This window comes from Streptomyces sp. R818, assembly GCF_056172735.1.
In genome coordinates this window covers 195,110-214,606 of the sequence record NZ_JAOCNE010000012.1, presented here as the reverse complement: position 1 = coordinate 214,606, position 19,497 = coordinate 195,110, and the positions used below count along the sequence as shown (strand labels likewise).

18 protein-coding genes and 1 tRNA gene are annotated in these 19,497 nt (G+C 70.5%); 7 read left to right on the top strand and 12 right to left on the bottom strand.

Features of this window, described 5'->3' with window-relative positions; genetic code table 11:
- Positions 1-33: 33 nt before the first annotated feature.
- Positions 34-1,815, bottom strand: a complete 1,782-nt coding sequence (locus tag N5I75_RS27420) for an SDR family oxidoreductase (RefSeq protein WP_476681631.1) — start codon at positions 1,813-1,815, stop codon at positions 34-36.
- A 238-nt stretch (positions 1,816-2,053) separates the two neighbouring features.
- Here N5I75_RS27420 and N5I75_RS27415 point away from each other — a divergent pair, with 238 nt between their 5' ends.
- From N5I75_RS27415 to N5I75_RS27390, 6 genes are all read left to right on the top strand, one after another.
- Positions 2,054-3,091 carry an ABC transporter ATP-binding protein gene (locus tag N5I75_RS27415; protein WP_476682338.1) on the top strand — a complete coding sequence of 346 codons (1,038 nt, stop codon included), beginning with the start codon at positions 2,054-2,056 and terminating at the stop codon, positions 3,089-3,091.
- Positions 3,081-3,983: an ABC transporter permease gene (locus N5I75_RS27410; RefSeq protein WP_476681629.1), complete on the top strand. Its 903-nt coding sequence runs from the start codon at positions 3,081-3,083 to the stop codon at positions 3,981-3,983. The genes N5I75_RS27415 and N5I75_RS27410 overlap by 11 nt, the downstream gene beginning before the upstream one ends.
- The gene (locus N5I75_RS27405; protein ID WP_476681627.1) at positions 3,980-4,891 is read left to right on the top strand and encodes an ABC transporter ATP-binding protein; all 912 of its coding nucleotides are present in this window, start codon (positions 3,980-3,982) and stop codon (positions 4,889-4,891) included. Before N5I75_RS27410 ends, N5I75_RS27405 begins: the two co-directional genes overlap by 4 nt.
- A 9-nt stretch (positions 4,892-4,900) precedes the next feature.
- Positions 4,901-5,620 (top strand): ABC transporter permease, encoded by a 720-nt coding sequence (locus N5I75_RS27400; RefSeq protein ID WP_476681626.1) that lies wholly within the window; start codon positions 4,901-4,903, stop codon positions 5,618-5,620.
- Positions 5,621-5,728: 108 nt separating this feature from the next.
- Positions 5,729-5,968, top strand: a complete 240-nt coding sequence (locus N5I75_RS27395; protein ID WP_476681624.1) for an SGM_3592 family protein — start codon at positions 5,729-5,731, stop codon at positions 5,966-5,968.
- Positions 5,969-6,294: 326 nt separating this feature from the next.
- Positions 6,295-6,384 (top strand) — tRNA-Ser (locus N5I75_RS27390).
- A 37-nt stretch (positions 6,385-6,421) separates the two neighbouring features.
- Here the strand turns inward: N5I75_RS27390 and N5I75_RS27385 are convergent.
- The 9 genes from N5I75_RS27385 to N5I75_RS27345 form a co-directional block, all read right to left on the bottom strand.
- Complete coding sequence (locus tag N5I75_RS27385; protein WP_476681622.1) at positions 6,422-7,243, bottom strand: HAD family hydrolase; 822 nt, start codon at positions 7,241-7,243, stop codon at positions 6,422-6,424.
- A 24-nt stretch (positions 7,244-7,267) separates the two neighbouring features.
- Complete coding sequence (gene serS / locus N5I75_RS27380; RefSeq protein ID WP_476681620.1) at positions 7,268-8,539, bottom strand: serine--tRNA ligase; 1,272 nt, start codon at positions 8,537-8,539, stop codon at positions 7,268-7,270.
- A 645-nt stretch (positions 8,540-9,184) separates the two neighbouring features.
- Positions 9,185-10,117, bottom strand: a complete 933-nt coding sequence (gene pheA, locus N5I75_RS27375) for a prephenate dehydratase (protein WP_476681618.1) — start codon at positions 10,115-10,117, stop codon at positions 9,185-9,187.
- A 75-nt stretch (positions 10,118-10,192) separates the two neighbouring features.
- Positions 10,193-11,470 carry an iron uptake transporter deferrochelatase/peroxidase subunit gene (efeB, locus tag N5I75_RS27370; RefSeq protein WP_476681616.1) on the bottom strand — a complete coding sequence of 426 codons (1,278 nt, stop codon included), beginning with the start codon at positions 11,468-11,470 and terminating at the stop codon, positions 10,193-10,195.
- Between the two features lie 6 nt (positions 11,471-11,476).
- Positions 11,477-13,435 (bottom strand): copper resistance CopC/CopD family protein, encoded by a 1,959-nt coding sequence (locus N5I75_RS27365; protein WP_476681614.1) that lies wholly within the window; start codon positions 13,433-13,435, stop codon positions 11,477-11,479.
- A 16-nt stretch (positions 13,436-13,451) separates the two neighbouring features.
- On the bottom strand, positions 13,452-13,913 hold the full coding sequence (locus tag N5I75_RS27360; RefSeq protein ID WP_476682336.1) for a copper chaperone PCu(A)C: 462 nt from the start codon (positions 13,911-13,913) through the stop codon (positions 13,452-13,454).
- Between the two features lie 11 nt (positions 13,914-13,924).
- On the bottom strand, positions 13,925-14,590 hold the full coding sequence (locus tag N5I75_RS27355) for an SCO family protein (protein ID WP_476681612.1): 666 nt from the start codon (positions 14,588-14,590) through the stop codon (positions 13,925-13,927).
- A 91-nt stretch (positions 14,591-14,681) separates the two neighbouring features.
- Positions 14,682-15,428 carry a YcnI family copper-binding membrane protein gene (locus N5I75_RS27350; RefSeq protein WP_476681610.1) on the bottom strand — a complete coding sequence of 249 codons (747 nt, stop codon included), beginning with the start codon at positions 15,426-15,428 and terminating at the stop codon, positions 14,682-14,684.
- Between the two features lie 168 nt (positions 15,429-15,596).
- Positions 15,597-16,400, bottom strand: a complete 804-nt coding sequence (locus N5I75_RS27345) for a hypothetical protein (protein WP_476681608.1) — start codon at positions 16,398-16,400, stop codon at positions 15,597-15,599.
- 191 nt (positions 16,401-16,591) lie between these two features.
- Between N5I75_RS27345 and N5I75_RS27340 the strand changes: the two genes are divergently transcribed.
- The gene (locus N5I75_RS27340) at positions 16,592-17,047 is read left to right on the top strand and encodes an ATP-binding protein (RefSeq protein WP_476681606.1); all 456 of its coding nucleotides are present in this window, start codon (positions 16,592-16,594) and stop codon (positions 17,045-17,047) included.
- A 15-nt stretch (positions 17,048-17,062) separates the two neighbouring features.
- Here the strand turns inward: N5I75_RS27340 and N5I75_RS27335 are convergent, their stop codons facing one another.
- Both N5I75_RS27335 and N5I75_RS27330 read right to left on the bottom strand, forming a co-directional pair.
- The gene (locus N5I75_RS27335) at positions 17,063-17,884 is read right to left on the bottom strand and encodes a class I SAM-dependent methyltransferase (RefSeq protein WP_476681604.1); all 822 of its coding nucleotides are present in this window, start codon (positions 17,882-17,884) and stop codon (positions 17,063-17,065) included.
- An 80-nt stretch (positions 17,885-17,964) separates the two neighbouring features.
- Positions 17,965-19,440, bottom strand: coding sequence for an aminopeptidase P family protein (locus N5I75_RS27330; RefSeq protein ID WP_476681602.1), 1,476 nt, complete (start codon positions 19,438-19,440; stop codon positions 17,965-17,967).
- Between the last annotated feature and the right edge of the window lie 57 nt (positions 19,441-19,497).

Genomic DNA, 19,497 nt, shown 5'->3' with positions numbered 1-19,497 from the left:
TGCGCCCGGTACTCCCAGCGGCCCGCCCGGTGCTCACAGCGGTGGCTCCATCCGGGCGATCGCCCGCAGCGCCCTGGGCGAGAAGCGGGACAGGAGCCGCGCCCCACGGGCCTCCGGAGTGACCGGCACGACCGCCTTGTTCCGGGCGACGGCCTCCAGAATCGCGGCGGCGACTTTCTCCGGCGGGTAGTTGCGCAGGCCGTACATGCGGGCGGTCCTCTTCTGGCGGCGCTTCTCCTCCTCGGCGTCGACCCCTGCGAAGTGGGCCGTCGCCGTGATGTTCGTGTTCACGAAGCCGGGGCAGATCGCGGAGACCCCGATGCCCTGCCCGGCCAGCTCGGCGCGCAGGCATTCGCTGAGCATGAGCACCGCGGCCTTGGAGGTCGCGTAGGCGGGCAGCGCCTTCGACGGCTGGTACGCCGCGGCGGACGCGGTGTTCACGATGTGGCCGCCTTGCCCCCGCTCGGCCATCTGCCGGCCGAAGAGGCGGCAGCCGTGGATGACACCCCAGAGGTTCACGTCGAGGACGTTCTTCCAGTCCTGCGGCGTCGTGTCGAGGAACGACCCCGACAGCCCTATGCCCGCGTTGTTCACCAGGACGTCGACCACGCCGTACTCGGCGGCGACCTTCTCGGCGAGCTTCTCCATGGCCTGCTCGTCCGAGACGTCGACCGTCTCGGCCCATGCCTCGGGCGCCCCGAGGTGCTGAGCCGTCCCGGCGGTACGGGCCGCGCTCTCGGCGTCCCGGTCGACGGCGACGACGCGCGCGCCCGCCTTGGCGAACGCGAGCGCGGTGGCCCGGCCGATGCCGCTGCCGGCCCCTGTCACCAGAACGAGCTGGCCGCCGAACCGCTCCGCGTACTTGCTATCGGCCGCCTTGCGCGGTGCGGGCCCGTCCGCACTCCGCTCGTCGTGCGCGGTGACGAAGTCGGCGATCCACGCGGCGAGCTGGTCGGGCCGGGTCCGCGGCACCCAGTGCTTGGCGGGCAGCGAGCGCCGGGTCGACTGCGGCGCCCACTGTTCGAGGCGGTCGTAGAGCGCGGGCGAGAGAAAGGCGTCGTCGAGGGGCGTGATGAGCTGCACGGGCGCGTGCGCGTACGCGTCGTCGCGCGGCCGGCGCAGTCGCGCGCGCACGTTGTCCCGGTACAGCCATGCTCCGTGGGCCGCGTCCGAGGGGAGGGAGGCCGTCGGATAGTCGCCCGCCGGGACCTTCTCCACGCGCTCCAGAATGCCCGGCCAGCGCTTGCCGAGCGGTCCGCGCCAGGCCAGCTCCGGCAGGACCGGCGTGTGCAGCATGTACACGTACCAGGACTTGGCGGTCTGGCCGAGCAGTTGGGCCGCCTTGCGCGGCGTGGGCCGCTTCACCCGCTGCTTGATCCAGTGCCCGAAGTGGTCGAGGGACGGGCCCGACATCGAGGTGAAGGACGCGATGCGGCCCTCGGTCCGCGCGACCGTGACGAACTCCCACGACTGCACCGAACCCCAGTCGTGCCCGACCAGATGGACCGGCTCGTCCGGGCTGACGGCGTCGATGACCGCCAGGAAGTCGTCGGTCAGCTTCTCCAGGGTGAAGCCGCCGCGCAGCGGGGTCGGCGCGGTCGAGCGGCCGTGCCCGCGGACGTCGTAGAGCACGACGTGGAAGCGGTCCGCGAGGCGCGTGGCCACCTCCGACCAGACCTCCTTGGAATCGGGGTAGCCGTGCACGAGGACGACGGTCGGCCGTGCCGCGTCGCCCAGTTCGGCGACGCACAGCTCGATCCCGCCCGTGCGCACCCAGCGCTCCCGCGCGCCGTGGAACTTCGTGAGGTCCGTCATCCGATGCCTTCCGCCCCTGCGCCGCGCGAACTTGACACTGATGAATGTGACAATGCCCGGCGGCGGCGTCAAGGGGGTCGCGGCAGTCTGTGGAGAACGCGGACGTTGTGGAAAACGGGGTGAGGAGGGCTACTCAGGGAGGACCCTTAGGGACCCGTAATACTCAGGTCTCATAGGAGGTCGACCCTCTGGTCTGATGAATCCGTGTGGCTCGCGCCACTACGGTCGAACCGTGACTGTGATCGCGACCGAAAGCCTGAGCAAGCGGTTCCCCCGGGTGACCGCGCTCGACGGGCTGACCATGGATATCGGGCCCGGGGTGACCGGACTCGTCGGAGCCAACGGCGCCGGCAAGTCCACGATGATCAAAATCCTCCTCGGCCTCTCCCCCGCCACCGAGGGCCGTGCCGAAGTGCTCGGACTCGACGTCGCGACCAAGGGCGGTGAGATCCGCGAGCGCGTGGGATACATGCCCGAGCACGACTGCCTGCCACCCGACGTCTCGGCCACCGAGTTCGTCGTCCACATGGCGCGCATGTCGGGGCTGCCGCCCACCGCGGCCCGCGAGCGCACCGCCGACACGCTGCGCCACGTCGGCCTGTACGAGGAGCGCTACCGCCCCATCGGCGGCTACTCGACGGGCATGAAGCAGCGCGTGAAGCTGGCGCAGGCCCTCGTCCACGACCCGCAGCTGGTCTTCCTGGACGAGCCGACGAACGGCCTGGACCCGGTCGGCCGCGACGACATGCTCGACCTCATCCGCCGCGTCCACACCGATTTCGGCATCTCGGTCCTGGTCACCTCGCACCTGCTCGGCGAGCTCGAGCGCACCTGCGACCACGTCGTCGTCATCGACGGCGGCAAGCTGCTGCGCTCCAGCTCCACCACCGACTTCACGCAGAACACGGCGACACTCGCGATCGAGGTCACCGACAGCGACGAACACCCCGACGGAACAGCGGCGCTGCGCGAGGCGTTCGCCCGGCGCGGGATGGAGACGACCACCGGCGGCGAGCTGCCCGGCGCGGGCCACACCGTCCTGCTCACCGCCCAGGGCGAGGAGACGTACGACATCGTGCGCGACATCGTCGCCGACCTGGGCCTCGGCCTGGTCCGCATGGAACAGCGCAGGCACCACATCGCGGAGGTCTTCCGCCCCCTGGAGGACCGGGCCGACCAGGACGAGGCCCACCGGGACCAGTCCTCCGAGCGCGCCGCCGCCTGGGCGGCCACCGCCGCCGCACAGCAGACGGGAGGCTCGCGCGATGACCACTGAGCCCATGGCCACGGACCGTGCGTCCACCCAGATCCACAACATCGGCTACCGCCACTACGACGGCCCGCGCCTCGGGCGCGCGTACGCCCGTCGCTCGCTGTTCTCGCAGAGCCTGCGCGGCGCGTACGGACTCGGCCGCTCGGCCAAGTCCAAAGTGCTGCCGATGCTGCTCTTCGTCGTGATGTGCGTCCCCGCGCTGATCATGGTCGCGGTCGCCGTCGCCACCAAGGCGAAGGACCTCCCCGTCGACTACACGCGCTACGCGATCATCCTCCAGGCGGTGATCGGTCTCTACGTGGCGTCACAGGCGCCGCAGGCCGTCTCCCGCGACCTGCGCTTCAAGTCGGTGCCGCTGTACTTCTCACGCCCGATCGAGCGCGTGGACTACGTGGTCGCGAAGTACGCCGCCATGACGTCGGCCCTGTTCATCCTCACGGCCGCCCCGCTGCTCGTCCTCTACGTAGGTTCTCTGCTCGCCAAGCTGGACTTCTCCGAGCAGACCAAGGGATTCGGACAGGGACTGGTCTCCGTGGCCCTGCTGTCACTGCTCTTCGCCGGGATAGGCCTCGTCGTCTCCGCCGTCACCCCGCGCCGCGGCTTCGGCATCGCCGCCGTCATCGCCGTCCTGACCATCTCCTACGGCGCGGTCTCCACGGTGCAGGCGATCGCCTACAACCAGGACAACGAAAGCGCGGTGTCCTGGCTCGGCCTCTTCTCGCCGATCACGCTCATCGACGGCGTACAGACCGCCTTCCTGGGCGCCACCTCCGCCTTCCCCGGCGCCGACGGCCCCGGCGCGGGCCAGGGCGTGGTCTATCTGCTCGTCGTACTCGGGCTCATCGCCGGCTCCTACGGGCTGCTGATGCGCCGCTACCGGAAGGTCGGACTGTGACCGCGATCAACATCGACCACGTCTCGCGCTGGTTCGGCAACGTCGTGGCCGTCAACGACGTCACGATGACGATCGGCCCCGGCGTGACCGGCCTCCTCGGCCCGAACGGCGCGGGAAAGTCCACGCTCATCAACATGATGGGCGGCTTCCTCGCCCCGTCGAACGGATCGGTGACCCTCGACGGGCAGCCGATCTGGCGCAACGAGCAGATCTACCGCCACATCGGCATCGTTCCCGAGCGGGAGGCGATGTACGACTTCCTCACGGGCAAGGAGTTCGTCGTCGCCAACGCCGAGTTGCACGGCCTCGGCAAGAAGGAGGCCCAGCGGGCGCTCGCCACGGTCGAGATGGAGTACGCGCAGGACCGCAAGATCTCGACGTACTCCAAGGGCATGCGGCAGCGCGTGAAGATGGCCTCCGCCCTCGTCCACGAACCGTCCGTGCTGCTCCTGGACGAGCCCTTCAACGGCATGGACCCGCGCCAGCGCATGCAGCTCATGGACCTCCTGCGGCGCATGGGCGACGAGGGGCGCACCGTGCTCTTCTCCTCCCACATCCTCGAAGAGGTCGAACAGCTCGCCTCGCACATCGAGGTGATCGTCGCCGGGCGCCACGCGGCCAGTGGTGACTTCCGCAAGATCCGCCGCCTGATGACCGACCGCCCGCACCGCTACCTGATCCGCTCCAGCGACGACCGGGCGCTGGCAGCCGTGCTGATCGCGGACCCCTCGACGGCGGGCATCGAGGTCGACCTGAAGGAAGGCGCGCTGCGCGTCCAGGCCGTCGACTTCGGCCGGTTCACCACCCTGCTGCCGCAGGTCGCGCGGGCGCACGGCATCCGCCTGCTCACGGTCTCGCCGTCCGACGAGTCCCTCGAGTCCGTCTTCTCGTATCTCGTCGCGGCGTAGGAGGCCCTGATGTACGACCCCACTGTCGCCCGCCTCACCTACCGGGCCCTGCTCGGCCGGCGCCGCGCCCTCATCCTGTTCGCGCTGCCTGTACTACTTGTCGTGATCTCCGCGCTGGTGCGCGGCCTCACCGGAGCGGACGACCAGACCGCCTCCAACGTCCTCGGCGGCTTCGCGCTCGCCACGATGGTGCCGCTCATCGGCGTCATCGCGGGCACCGGAGCCATCGGGCCCGAGATCGACGACGGGTCCGTGGTCTATCTCCTGTCCAAGCCGGTCAAGCGCCCCACGATCATCTTCACCAAGCTCATCGTGGCGATCGCCGTGACCATGGTCTTCTCGGCCGTCCCGACGCTGATCGCGGGTCTCATCCTGAACGGGAACGGCCAGCAGCTCGCCGTCGCCTACACGATCGCCGCCCTGGTCGCCTCCATCGCGTACGCCGCGATCTTCCTGCTCCTGGGCACGGTCACCCGGCACGCCGTCGTGTTCGGCCTGGTCTACGCGCTCGTATGGGAGTCGCTGTTCGGTTCCCTGGTCGCCGGTGCCCGCACGCTCAGCGTGCAGCAGTGGTCCCTCGCGGTCGCCCACAAGGTGTCCGGCGGCGACCTCATCACCTCGGACGTGGGCCTGCCGCTCGCCACGGTGCTCCTCGCGGGCGTGACCGTGGCGGCGACCTGGTACGCGGGCCAGCGGCTGCGGGCGCTGAAGCTGGCGGGGGAGGAGTAGGACCCGAGCCGTCCCGGCTCCGTGCTCTTCTTCATGCCGCCTTCACCCTCCCATCGGGACACTGATGGGAGGGTGCGTGCTCCGACAGCCACCCGAGGAGGATCGACGATGACCGAGGAGCCGACCGGCGAGGGGGCCCGGCCCGGCCAGGGCGACCCCTGGGACGGCGTGGTCCTGGACACCGACTTCATACGCGCCGCCGAGACGGCGGAACCGTCCGCCCGTGCCCGTATGCTCGCCGCGCGGTGGCGCGACGGCGGCCCGGATCCGCAGCCGTGGCGCTCGGACGAGCCGCCCGCCGGCTGGTTCTTCAGCAAGGCACGGCGTCGCAGGTGGCGTAGGCGATGACCGCGTGAGCACCCGCGCTTAATTCGGTGGCGGTCAACTCGGCCCCGAGGCACAGTAGTTGTCGTAACACCGCACCAGACTGCACCGCTGCACCGCTGCACCGCACCAAGCCGCACCAAGCCGCACCGCGCCGGAGACCCACCGGCGCTCACCCGCCGGGAGAGGAGCGCGACGATGTCCGTCAGTAGTCCGTCGAGCTCCCTGCGGGGCAGCCCGAGGCAGGCTCCGGAGTAGTCATCACACTCCGTCGAGGTCCGCCCCAGGGGTGCTGCCCGGGGCGGCCGCTTCGAGCGCGTGCCCTCAGCGGCACGCGGGCCGCCCCTCCCGGAGGATTGGCCGAGTGGTAAGGCAGCGGCCCGCTAAGCCGTCGTCGGGGTGGAAGCCCCGCGCGCGTTCGATCCGCGCATCCTCCGCCACGAGCCGCACCGGTTGCCGGTGCGGCTCAGCAGTGGCTCAGCCCAGCAGTCGTTCGAGCACGACCGCGATCCCGTCGTCCTGGTGCGACGCGGTCACCTCGTCGGCGACCTCCTTGAGGCTCTCGTGGGCGTTGGCCATCGCCACGCCGTGAGCCGCCCAGGCGAACATCGGGATGTCGTTGGGCATGTCGCCGAACGCGATCGTGTCGGCGGCCTTGACGCCGAGACGGCGCGCGGCGAGCGAGAGCCCCGTCGCCTTCGAGAGGCCGAGCGGCAGCAGCTCCACGATGCCCTCGCCCGCCATCGTGACGCCCACCAGATCACCGGCGACGGTGCGCGCGGCCTCCGCGAGCTGGTCGTCGCTGAGCTTCGGGTGCTGGACGTAGACCTTGTTGAGCGGCGCGGCCCACAGCTCGGCGATGTCCGTGAACGGCGTCGCGGGCAGGCCACCGCCCTCGTGGTAGCCGGGGCCGACGATGACCTCGCCGTCCAGCCCGTCACGGCTCGCGGCGAGCGCCAGCGGACCGATCTCCGCCTCGATCTTGGCGAGCGCCAGCCCGGCGAGCTGCCGGTCGAGCGTCACCGACGTGAGGAGGCGGTGCTCCCCCGCGTGATAGACCTGCGCGCCCTGGCCGCACACCGCGATCCCGTCGTAGCCGAGGTCGTCGAGGATGTGGCGGGTCCAGGGCACGGCCCTGCCGGTCACGATGATGTGCGCGGCGCCCGCCGCCGTGACCGCGGACAGCGCGTCCCGCGTGCGCGCGGAGATCGTGTCGTCGGAGCGCAGCAACGTTCCGTCGAGATCGGTCGCGACGAGCTTGTACGGGAAGGCGGGGGCGAGGGGAGCGGGGTGGCTCACTGGGGGATCGGCTCCAGGCTGCGGTTACTTGGGGTCAAGAGTGGTTCGGCCCCCGAGGTACGGCCGGAGCATCTCGGGCACGCGCACGGAGCCGTCGGCCTGCTGGTGATTCTCCAGGAGGGCGACGATCGTGCGGGGCACCGCGCAGAGCGTGCCGTTCAGGGTCGCGAGCGGCTGCACCTTCTTGCCCTCGCGCATGCGGACCGACAGGCGGCGCGCCTGGAAGCCGTCGCAGTTCGACGCCGAGGTCAGCTCGCGGTACTTGCCCTGCGTCGGGATCCACGCCTCGCAGTCGAACTTGCGCGACGCGGAGGAGCCGAGGTCACCGGTGGCGACGTCGATCACCTGGAAGGGCAGCTCGAGGCCGGTCAGCCACTGCTTCTCCCAGTCGAGGAGGCGCTGGTGCTCGTTCTGCGCGTCGTCGGGGTGGACGTACGAGAACATCTCGACCTTGTCGAACTGGTGCACGCGGAAGATGCCGCGGGTGTCCTTGCCGTACGTGCCCGCCTCGCGCCGGAAGCAGGGCGAGAACCCGGCGTAGCGCATCGGCAGCTGGTTCGCGTCGAGGATCTCGTCCATGTGGTACGCGGCGAGCGGGACCTCGGAGGTGCCGACCAGGTAGTAGTCGTCCTTCTCCAGGTGGTACACGTTCTCGGCGGCCTGGCCGAGGAAGCCCGTGCCCTCCATGGCGCGCGGGCGCACCAGGGCCGGGGTCAGCATCGGCGTGAAGCCGGCCTCGGTGGCCTGCGCGATCGCCGCGTTGACGAGCGCGAGCTCCAGGAGGGCGCCGACGCCGGTCAGGTAGTAGAAGCGCGATCCCGAGACCTTCGCGCCGCGCTCGACGTCGATGGCGCCGAGCGCCTCGCCGAGCTCCAGGTGGTCCTTGGGCTCGAAGCCCTCGGCGCCGAAGTCGCGGATCGTGCCGTGCGTCTCCAGGACGACGAAGTCCTCCTCGCCGCCGCGCGGGACGTCGGGGTGCACGATGTTGCCGAGGCTGAGGGCGAGACGCTGGGTCTCCTCCTCGGCCTCGCGCTGCTCGGCCTCGGCGGCCTTCACGCGCGCCTTGAGGGCCTCGCCCTTCTGCAGCAGTTCCGCGCGCTCCTCGGGCGTGGCCTTGCCCATCAGCTTGCCGAGCGACTTCTGCTCGGAGCGGAGTTCGTCGAAGCGGAGCCCGGACGACCTGCGCCGCTCGTCGGCGGACAGGACGGAGTCGACGAGCGCGACGTCCTCTCCACGGGCGCGCTGGGAGGCGCGAACACGGTCGGGGTCCTCACGGAGCAGGCGAAGGTCAATCACCCCTCCAGGCTACCGGTGCGGGGTTCCGGCTCTCGACCCGATATCCATTGCGCCGCTTTGTGACCGATTTGCTGGGAAATGGAGTAGTGGCAGAACGTGGCCGAAAAAGATCAAGCGCGCTCGCTCGTGACGCACGTAAAGAGCGCGTAGGCGCGTGTCGGGGTGCTCGTCAAGGAAAAGGCCCGTTTTCCCCGAAAGGGCCAGTTCTGGGCTTGCGTCTTGACCCGAATCCCTTGCGGCGGGCGGGACTTGAGGTTCGGTTGTCCACAGGTGTGCGTTCCGCCGAAGAGTTGTCCACAGGCTGTGAGAAAGATCTGTGGATGCCGGAGGGGGCCGTTCCGAAAGGCGCATCCATCGCGAAGGATTCCCGGATCAAACCCGCTCCATACTCACTTTCGGGTGGAAATGCTTCACTCCAAAGAGTTGATCGAAGGAAAAGGATGGACGTGGTGCGACGAGGGGTGACGTGTGGGGCTGTGGACGCACTTGGGGTCTGTAGACCGATTTGTCGACCATGTCGCGTCTTGCTGTCGACTTATCCCCACGTCGAGAAGAAACCTGTGGATAACTCTTGTGGACGAAGAAAATCCGCTGTTCGGACCGGGTGTGAGGGTGTGTGGAAAGCCGGGTGCGGCTACGGGCGGCTCAGAACCGGCCGTCCTGGCAGCGCGTCAGCCAGTCGGACGCCGTCACGAATGCGTCATCCGAGGTACCCGTCCGCAGAGGCCGTACGTCCTCGACGGCGACGCCGGCCCGCGGGTACGAGCCGAGGTAGCGGACCTGCGGGCACTCCCGCTTCAGGCCCATCAGCGCCTCCGCCACCCTGCGGTCGGAGATGTGGCCCTCCGCGTCGATGGCGAAGCAGTAGTCGCCGATGCCCTTACCCGTGGGTCGCGACTGCAGCAGCATCAGGTTGACCCCGCGGATCGCGAACTGCTGGAGCAGTTCCATGAGCGTGCCGGGGCGGTCGTCACGCTGCCAGATGACCACCGAGGTCTTGTCCGCGCCGGTCGGCGCCGCGGGCCGCGCGGGCCTGCCGACCAGGACGAACCGGGTCTGCGCGTTCTGTGCGTCGTGGATCTCGGTGACCAGGGGCTCGAGCCCGTACCGCGCGGCCGCGAACTCCCCCGCGAAGGCGGCGTCGTAGCGCCCCTCCTGCACGAGGCGGGCGCCGTCCGCGTTCGACGCCGAGGACTCCCAGGCCACGTCCGGCAGATGCGTCTTCATCCAGTTGCGGACCTGCGTCTGCGCGGCCGGGTGCGCGGTGACGGTCTTGATGTCGCCGAGCTTGGTGCCGGGCCGTACGAGCAGCGCGAAGGCGATGTCGAGCAGCACCTCGCGGTAGATCATCAGCGGCGGGCCCGCGACCAGCTCGTCGAGGGTCGTGGTGATGCCGCCCTCGACGGAGTTCTCGATCGGCACGAACGCGGCCTCGACCTCGCCGTTGCGGACGGCGTCGAGCGCCGCGGGCACGGACACCATCGGGACGAGTTCGCGGGTGGCAGCCTCCGGGAGCGTGCGCAGGGCGACTTCGGTGAAGGTGCCCTCGGGGCCGAGATACGCGTAGCTGGCTGGCATGAGGTCACCCTAATGGGCCTTGCGCGGCCCGGCTCACGGACGCATCACGCGGCGCGACCGCCCCGCGCCGCCCGCTCACCCCTCGAGCAGCTCCTGCCCCACGTAACCGCCCTTCCGCGCCCCGCCCGGGACCGCGAACAGGCCGCTCGCCTCGTGACGGATGAACTGCGACAGGGCGTCCCCGCGGTCGAGCTTGCGCTGCACAGGGACGAAGCCGCGCAGTGGGTCGGCCTGCCAGCAGATGAAGAGCAGGCCCGCGTCCGGGGCGCCGTCCGCGTCGAACCCGTCGTGGAAGGAGAACGGGCGGCGCAGCATCGCGGCGCCGCCGTTCTGGTCAGGGCGGGTGATGCGGGCGTGGGCGTTGAGGGGGACGACGAGGTCGCCGGCCGCGTCCGTCTTCTCCAGATCCGGTTCGGTCGTCTCGTCGCCGCCGGTCAGCGGGGCGCCGGTCGACTTCTTGCGCCCGATCACGCTCTCCTGCGCCGCCGTCGACTGCTGCTCCCAGTCGTCGAGGAGCATCCGGATGCGCCGTACGACGACGTACGAGCCGTTCGCCATCCACGCGGGGGAGCCGGACTCCGGCACGAAGATCCGCTTGTCGAAGTCGGCGTCGGCGGGCTTGGGGTTGTTGGTGCCGTCTATCTGGCCCATCAGATTGCGGGTCGTCAGCGGGCGGGCGGTGGCGCCGGGCGAGCGGTTGAAGCCGTTCATCTGCCAGCGCACCTTCGCCGCCTTGCCCGCGTCCTTCTGGAGCGCGCGCAGGGCGTGGAAGGCGACCAGGGAGTCATTGGCGCCGACCTGCACCCACAGGTCGCCGTTGCTGCGGGCCTTGTCGAGGTGGTCGGAGAAGAAGTCCGGCAGCGGGTCGAGGGCGGGCGGGCGCTGCTTCTCCAGCCCCGTACGGGAGAAGAAGCTGTGCCCGAAGCCGAAGGTGACCGTGAGCGATGACGGGCCCGCGTCACGGGCGACGTCGGTGTCGTCGCTCGCCGCCGCCTCGCCCGCCATCAGCCGCTCGGCCGTTGCCGACCAGCGGCGCAGCAGAGCGGTGGCTTCCTTGCGGCCCGCGCCCGCGGCCAGGTCGAAGGCGATGAGGTGGCCGCGGGCCTGGAGCGGGGTGGTGATGCCGGGCTGATGTTTCCCGTGAAACATCACCTCGTCCGCGCCCAGCGAGGTCAGCGCCGTCGCCTGCTCAGGCGCGTTCGACGCGGCCACGGCATATCCCGCGCCCGCGCCGACGGCGCCGAGGGCGACGCCGGTGGCGCCCGCCGTCCCGATGAGCCGGCGCCGGGTGATGCCTTCGGACGCCGTCGAGGCCCGCGTCTGCGAGGCCGTACGGCTTTCGGTGTCCGCCATGGTGGTTCAGCCGATCTTCGCGTTCTTGGTGACTGTCACTTGGTCGATGTCGGAGGTGCGCACGGTCACCGCGATCTTCCAGTCGCCCGCCTGGGGGACCTGTACGGCACTCGCCGTCCAGTGTCCCGTGGCGATGCGGTCGGGGACGACGGCCAGCGGGCCGATCTTCTTCGCCTCCAGAGTGAAGGAGATCTTCACCTCGGGGACGTCGAAGGCCTTGCCGCCGGGCCGCTGGACATAGAGGTGCATCTCGTTCGTGCCGGTGCGGCCGGGGTCCAGGTCGAGCAGGACCGTGCCCTTGCCGTCCGTGCCGCCGGTGTCGAACGGCAGCTTCAGCGACAGCGGTCCTGACCGGGTCTGCGCGCTGGAGGTGGCGGACGTGGCCTCCTCCTCCGTTCGGCCGGGTTCGGTCGTGGTCAGCATGGTGGTGACGGCGAGCAGGACGATCGCGACGCCCGCCTCGGCGAGGACCGAGCGGCGCAGACCGAAACGGTGCGGGTCGGCGTCGCGCGTGCGCTTGGCGCGAGCGGTGGCGACGGCGGCTCGCTGGCGGGCGAGCTGCGCGGCGCGCTCGGGGTCCTGGCCCGACTCCCCGTCGCTGTCAGCGCCGTCGGCTCCGCCGCCGACCGTGACCTTGTTCTTCTTCTCGGGGGCGCGCTGCTGTCCCACCTGCGCGACAGAGACGTCGGCGGCTTCGGTGCCCTCGGACGTCAGCTGCTCGGAGAGCCGGCCCGTCCACCGCCGGGAGAACCAGGCGATGCCGACGAGGACGGCGACGAGGCCGACCTTGATCAGCAACAGCACCCCGTAGCGCGTCCCGGTCAGCGCGGACCAGGAACCGACCTGGCGCCACGACTGGTAGAGCCCGGTCACGGCGAGCGCGACGACGCTGCAGAACGCCACCCGGGAGTAGCGCCGCACCGCGGACGCCTCGATGGAGGGCGCCCGGTACAACGCGATGAGCAAGGTCGTCAGGCCGCCGAGCCAGGCGGCCACGGCCAGCAGGTGCAGGATGTCGACGGGCATGGCCAGACCGGCCTGGATGCCGGTCGACGCGTGCTCGGCCATGGCCCAGGTCGCGGCGAGCCCCGCCGCGACGACGGCACCGCCGACGGAGAGTCCGAAGGTGAGGTCTCTGACCTCCTTCTTGTCCCCGTCCTCGGCCCGCTTCACGTACGCCCCGAAGAGGACGGCGATGAAGAGGGCGGCCGCCGCGAGCAGCAGGAGGCGCGACGTGAGGGCCGCGCCCGACTTCGTCTGCAGCACCTGGCTGAGCAGCGTCATGTCGAAGATGTCGCCGACCTTGCCGGAGCCGGTGTACGAGCCGCGCATCAGCAGCAGGGCGAGCGTGGCCGCGGTCAGCGCGGTCCAGCCGCTGACGACGACGCGCTGCACGGGCTTGATCCCGGCACCGCGCGGCCAGCAGCCGAGCACGAACGCGGCGCCGCCCACGAGCAGGATGAAGCCCGCGTACGAGACGTAGCGCGCGGTGCCGTAGAGAGCGCCGACGACGCCTCCGCCCGCGTTCTGGTCGGAGACGACCGCGGTGGTCTTGGAGGGAGCCCCGATGGAGAAGGTGAAGGCGCCGGAGACGGGGTGGCTGTCGGCGGAGACGACTTGGTAGGCGACGGTGAAGGTGCCGTCGGGCAGGCCCGAGTGGAGCCCCACGGTGTACGTGGTGCCGCCGGGGTGGCCGACCTGGCCGCTGTCGACGCGCTTGCCCGCGGGGTCGAGGACGCGCACCGAGCCGCTCGACATGGCGACGTCCTCGGAGAAGGTCAGGGAGACCTGCTCGGGCGCCGTCTCGACCACCGCTCCCTGCTGGGGGTCGCTCCCGGTCAGCGCGGCGTGCGCGGACGCGGGCGCGGCACCGGCCAGGAGCGCGCCGGTGACGGCGAGGAACAGCAGCACCAGGTGCCGGAAGCGCGGCACCGGGCGCCCGGGACGGGGAGCGATGGTCTTCACGTACGGGTCAGCCCCTTCAGTGAGAAGCGTGCGACGACGTGTGCGACGCCGGGTTGTAGGTGGCGGCCTTCACCGGGAAGGAGACGGTGACGGTTCCCGCCTTGTCGAAGCGCAGCTTCACCGACACCTTGTCCCCCTCCTTCGGCTTCCGCTTCAGGTTCTCGAACATGAGGTGATTGCCACCGCGTGCGAAGTCCAGCTCACCGTCGGCGGGGACGGCGAAGGAGTCCTGCTCCTTCATCACGCCGTCCTTGGTGCTGTGCAGGGTGACCTGCCCGGCGATGTCGCTGCTGACGGAGGAGAGGGTGTCGGCGCCGCCGCCGTTGCGTACGAGGAAGAACCCGGCCGCCATGTCATCGGACGCGGGCTCGGGGATGAACGCGCCCTCCACCTTCAGTTCCGGTGTGTCACCGGAACTGTCGGACCCGCAGGCGGTCAGCGCGAGCCCGCAGGCGAGGACTATGGCGCCCAGGGCCATGGGAGCGCGCCTCACGGGGTCGCCCCCTTGATGATCTTGGGCAGGTCCTTGGTGTAGTCGTCGACCGTGGCGTCCTCGCCGTAGAGGACGTACCCGGCGTTCGTCTTCGGCGAGAAGGCGATGACCTGCGTGCCGTGCATCGACACGAGCTTGCCGTTCTTGTCCTTGCTGGTCGGCTCGATGGAGATGCCGAGCGTGCGGGCGCTGCCCTGGATCGTGGCGAAGTCGCCGGTCAGGCCGATGAAGGCGGGGTCCTGCGCCTTGAGCCACTTGCCGAGCACGGCCGGGGTGTCCCGGCCGGGGTCGGTGGTGACGAAGACGACCTGGAGCTTGTCCTGCTCGGCCTTGGGCAGCGCCTTCTTGGCCACGGCGATGTTGCTCATCGTCAGCGGGCAGACGTCGGGGCAGTGCGTGTAGCCGAAGTAGACGAGGGTCGGCTTGTCCTTGGTCTGCTCGCGCAGGTCGAACTTCTTGCCGTGCGTGTCCGTGAGGACCAGATCCGGCTTCTTGAAGGGCTGGTCGAGAACGGTCGCGGCCTTCTTCGTACCGGCCTCGGTCGAGACGTCCGCGACGGACTTGCCGCTGTCGTCACCGCTGCCGCAGGCCGACAGGGAGAGGGAGGCCGCCAGGACCAGTCCGGCGGCGGCGAACAGCTTCTTGTTCTTGAGCGTGCTCATGGTCGTGCGCATAGAGAAATGTCCCAGATGTGAAGGGTGGCGGCGGGTGCCGGGGCCGCCCACCGCGGCCCCGGCACCCGTCACGGGTGGCTCAGCTGGTGGTGCGGCGACGGCCCGCAAGCACGCCGAACGCCACACCGGCGGCACCGATGACAATGCCGACGATGCCGAGGACGCGAGCGGTGGTGTCGCTGTCGGAGCTGTCGGACGACGTGGTGGAGGCCGCCGTGGCCTCCTTGTCGTCGCCCTTGTCGTCCGAGGCGCCGGACGCCCCGTGCTCGTCGTCGGCGGCGGCCGTCAGCGCGAGCACGGGTGCCGGGTTCTCCGGCTCCTCCTGACCCTCCTGCTGCGGCTCGATCCAGCGCACGACCTCCTTGTTGTCGTACGTCTGGATCGCCTTGAAGACGAGTTCATCGGCGTCGGTCGGCAGGGCGCCGATCGAGACCGGGAACTTCTGGAAGTAGCCGGGCTGGACGCCCTTGTCGGCGCCGGACCCGGTCGCCGTCCAGGTCACCTTGGAGACCGCCTTGGTGATCTTCTCGCCGTGCATCTCAAGCGGCTTGTCGAGCTTGGACTTGGTGACCTCGGACTTCCAGCCCGGCATCGGCTGCGGCATCACCGAGGCGAGCGGGTGGTCGGTCGGGAAGCTGACCTCGAGCTTGACCGTCGCGGCGTCGTCACGCTCGTTCGGCACCTTGAAGTCGACCACGGCGTAGCCGCCCTTGGCGGCGGCGCCCTCCGGCTGCACGCTCACGTGCGCGAAGGCGGGGGCGGAGACGAGGACGACGGAGGAGACGGCGGCGGCACCGACGAGAGCGGCGCGGGACATCTTCTTCATGACTGAGTGAACTCCACGTTTCAGCGGGATCCAGCGAAGGGTGAGGGGCGCGTCCGCGCAGCACGCGCGCCGTTGCGGCGCGGTGAGGACACGGGTACGCGCGCGTGCCGCACAGCACGCCTCACCCCACGCGGGACCACACGGGTCGCACGGAGTACGGATGCTGTGTCAGGCAGCGAGAAGGAACGTGCCAGCACCGGCCGGCGGCCCGCGCCGGATCACGGAGTGCTCAAGTGCCGCCGTCCGCAGGGCGGGCAGGGCCGGGAACCCGGCGTGCGGCACGCGCGGCAGCACCCCGAGCGCGCCGAGGAGGCCCGCTCGCAGAGCCCGTACGAGCGCGAGCGCGCCCCGCAGGGAACGGACGAGCGCCCCTTCGGCGACCTGCTGCGCCGACACCTTCGAGAGCCGCACGATGCGGCTCAGGGCGAGATCGCCGCGGCGCAGCAGCCAGCCGGCACCGGCCGCGGCGAGGAGGTGCCCGATGAGCATCGGCAGGGACGGCAGCAGCGGCATCGAGGAGCTTGCCGCGACCGCCATGTCGTGGTGCGTCCCCCCGGTGGTGTCCGTGGGGACACGCGCCTGGTCGAGGATGCGCTGTGCCTGCACCGGGCTGAGCGCCGAGGCACCGGCCCCGCACATCAGGTGCGCGGCCTGCTCCACCACGGACAATTGCGACCCGCCCGTGCCCATCGAGTCGTGCTGGCCGAGCCCGAACAGGGTGTGCAGGCCGATCTGCCCGATCCCCAGCGTGACGGCGATGCCCGGCAGCGAGCGCTCGCGCCCGGCAAGCGGCACGGCCACGCAGAACACCGCTAGGAAGCCGAGCGACAGCGTCCACAGCGGGACGGTCGCGGTCGATCCGAGGACGTGCCCCGCCGCGGACAGCACGACGCAGACCGCGGCGAACACCGCGGCCCTCAGCAGCCGGAGATCGGCCGCGCTGCGCGTCCTGCGCGGGTGGGGGGCAGACATGGCGTGGTCATCATCCCACTGGCCTTACCCGTCCCATACGGCAGGTCCGCAAGGTCGTAAATCTCCCTTACCGCGACGAGTGCCCGGCTCGCGTCGGCCATATGGGCGGTTCCACGACAACTGCGCGATTGCGCGCGGCCGGTGCTGGCAATACGTATCGGTATGTCGAGCCGCGGCCAGGAGGCTGGAGCATGAGCATCTGGTGGTCCCTCCATCTGCGGCGCGAGGCTGCGAGCGTGCCGCTCGCCAGACGCCTTCTGGTCGGCACCATGGAGACCGCGGGCGTCGACCCGGAAATCCTCTACGACTTGTCGGTCGCCCTCAGCGAGGCGTGTGCGAACGCGGTCGAGCACGGCGGCCCCCACTCCGCCGGCGAGGCCTCGGGCGCGTACCGGGTCACCGCCTACCTGGACGGCGAGAAGTGCCGCATCGAGGTCGCCGACTCGGGACCCGGCATCGCCCCGCTCCGAGGCCGCACGGCGCCGCGTCAGGCACCCGACGACGCCGAGCACGGCCGCGGCCTCGGCCTGATCCACGAACTGGCCGACCACGTCGACGTCGCCACCAAGCCCGGCAGACCCGGCACGGTGGTCAGCTTCGACAAGCTCCTGAAGTGGCGCAAGGACACCCCGCTCATGGCGGTGTGATCCCGCGCCGCCTTGTCACCCGAAGCGCGCGACGGCCGTCATGGTCGGCCGTAGATTCCGCAGTGCGGGCACCTTCCCGATCAGCGGTGCCAGCGTCCTGTAGTACATGCCGCGCCCTCGCGGCAGCGGCAGTTCCCGTACGTCGCTGATGGCGGGGTGCGCCGTGCGGACCTTGTCCAGCTCCCCCGCGTTCAGCCCCCACGGCATCGGCGGCGTGCTGTACCCCTGCTTCGTGCGCATCTGCCCGTTCACCGTCCGCTCACTGAACCAGCGCGGCACGGCGTCGAAGACGAGGGCCCCACCACCGAACCGCTCGGCGCAGCCCGCGATCAACTCCCGGACCTCGGGCGGCCGCAGATACATCAGCAGTCCCTGCGCCGTGATGAGCACGCCGCGCGAGGCGTCCACCTCGTCGCGCCAGGACAGGTCGAGGGCCGACTGGGCGAGCACCCGCTGGCGTTCCCCGCCGGGCAGCAGTGCGCGCCGCACCTCGGCCGTCTCCGGCAACTCCACGCTCAGCCACCCCGCCCGCCCGTTGTCGACGCGCCAGAACTGCGTCTCCAGGCCCTCCGCGAGCGTGACCACGGTGCCGTCCGGGTGCGTGGCCAGGAAGGCGCGTACGGCGTCGTCGAAGGTCCGTACGCGCAGCGCCTGGCCCTGTGCGAGCAACGGGTTGGGCTCGCCGAACGTCTCGGCGAAGGGGTAGTCGACGCGCTCGACGAGTTCGACGGCCTTCGGGTCGTCGAGGACGGGCTCGGGCTGCCGTGCCTCGAAGGCACGGTGGTAGAGGTTCCACAGCAGCGTCTCGGGCACGCCGCTCAGTTCGACTGACGTCACAAGGTCTTCTCTGCCTGCAAGGAGAGGCGGGACTGCGCGTCCACAGTCCCGCCTCCTCATTCACCGCTCTATGCCGAGAATCAGCCCTTCAAACCCGCCATCCACGCCTCGACCTCGTCGGCCTGGCGCGGCAGGCCGGCCGACATGTTCCGGTTGCCGTTCTCGGTGACGAGGATGTCGTCCTCGATGCGGACGCCGATGCCGCGGTACTCCTCGGGCACGGTCAGGTCGTCGGCCTGGAAGTACAGGCCCGGCTCGACGGTGAGGACCATGCCGGGCTCCAGCGTGCCGTCCACGTACGTCTCGGTCCGCGCGACCGCGCAGTCGTGGACGTCCATGCCGAGCATGTGACCGGTGCCGTGCAGGGTCCAGCGGCGCTGGAGCCCCAGCTCAAGGACGCGCTCGACCGGGCCCTCGACAAGGAGGCCCCACTCGACGAGCTTCTCGGCGAGGACGCGCTGCGAGGCGTCGTGGAAGTCGCGGTACTTGCCGCCCGGCTTGACGGCCGCGATACCGGCCTCCTGGGCCTCGTACACGGCGTCGTAGATCTTGCGCTGGACGGCGCTGTACGTGCCGTTGATCGGCAGCGTGCGCGTGACGTCGGCGGTGTAGTACGTGTGCGTCTCCACACCGGCGTCGAGCAGCAGCAGGTCGCCGGAGCGGACCGGGCCGTCGTTGCGCACCCAGTGCAGCGTGCAGGCGTGCGGGCCCGCCGCGCAGATGGAGCCGTATCCGATGTCGTTGCCTTCGACGCGGGCGCGCAGGAAGAACGTTCCCTCGATGTAGCGCTCGCTCGTCGCCTCGGCCTTGTCGAGGACCTTCACGACGTCCTCGAAGCCGCGCACGGTCGAGTCGACCGCCTTCTGCAGCTCGCCGATTTCAAACGCGTCCTTCACAAGGCGCGCCTCGGAGAGGAACGTCTTCAGCTCGTCGTCGCGCTCGGCGGTGACCTTGTCGGTCAGGGCGGCCTCGATGCCGGCGTCGTAGCCGCGCACCACGCGCACCGGGCCGGTGGCCCCGCGCAGCGTGTCGGCGAGTTCGCGCACGTCACTGGCGGGGATGCCGTAGAGCTTCTCGGCCTCGGTCAGGGAGTGCCGGCGGCCGACCCACAGCTCGCCCTGGCCGTCGAGCCAGAACTCGCCGTTCTCCCGGTCGGAGCGCGGCAGCAGGTAGATCGTCGCCTGGTGGCCGTCCGTGGTGGGCTCCAGGACGAGGACGCCGTCCTCCGTCTGGTTGCCGGTGAGGTACGCGTACTCGACCGAGGCGCGGAAGGCGTACTCGGTGTCGTTCGAGCGGGTCTTGAGGTTGCCCGCGGGGACGACGATGCGCTCGCCGGGGAAGCGGGCGGACAGGGCGGCGCGGCGCGCGGCCGTCTCTGCGGCCTGCTCGATCGGCCGCAGGTCGTGCAGCTCGGTGTCGGCCCAGCCGGACTTCATGTTCTCGGCGAGCTCGTCGGAGACACCGGGGTAGAGGCCGTTCTTGCGCTGCTTGATGGGCTCGTCGCCCTCGGGGGCCTCCATGATCTCCGGGTTCTCCGGGGTGAGCTCCTCCGACACGGTTCCTCCTCGACGCGGGTCCGTTGACGACCGGGGTGATGGCCTGGGGTGATGGCC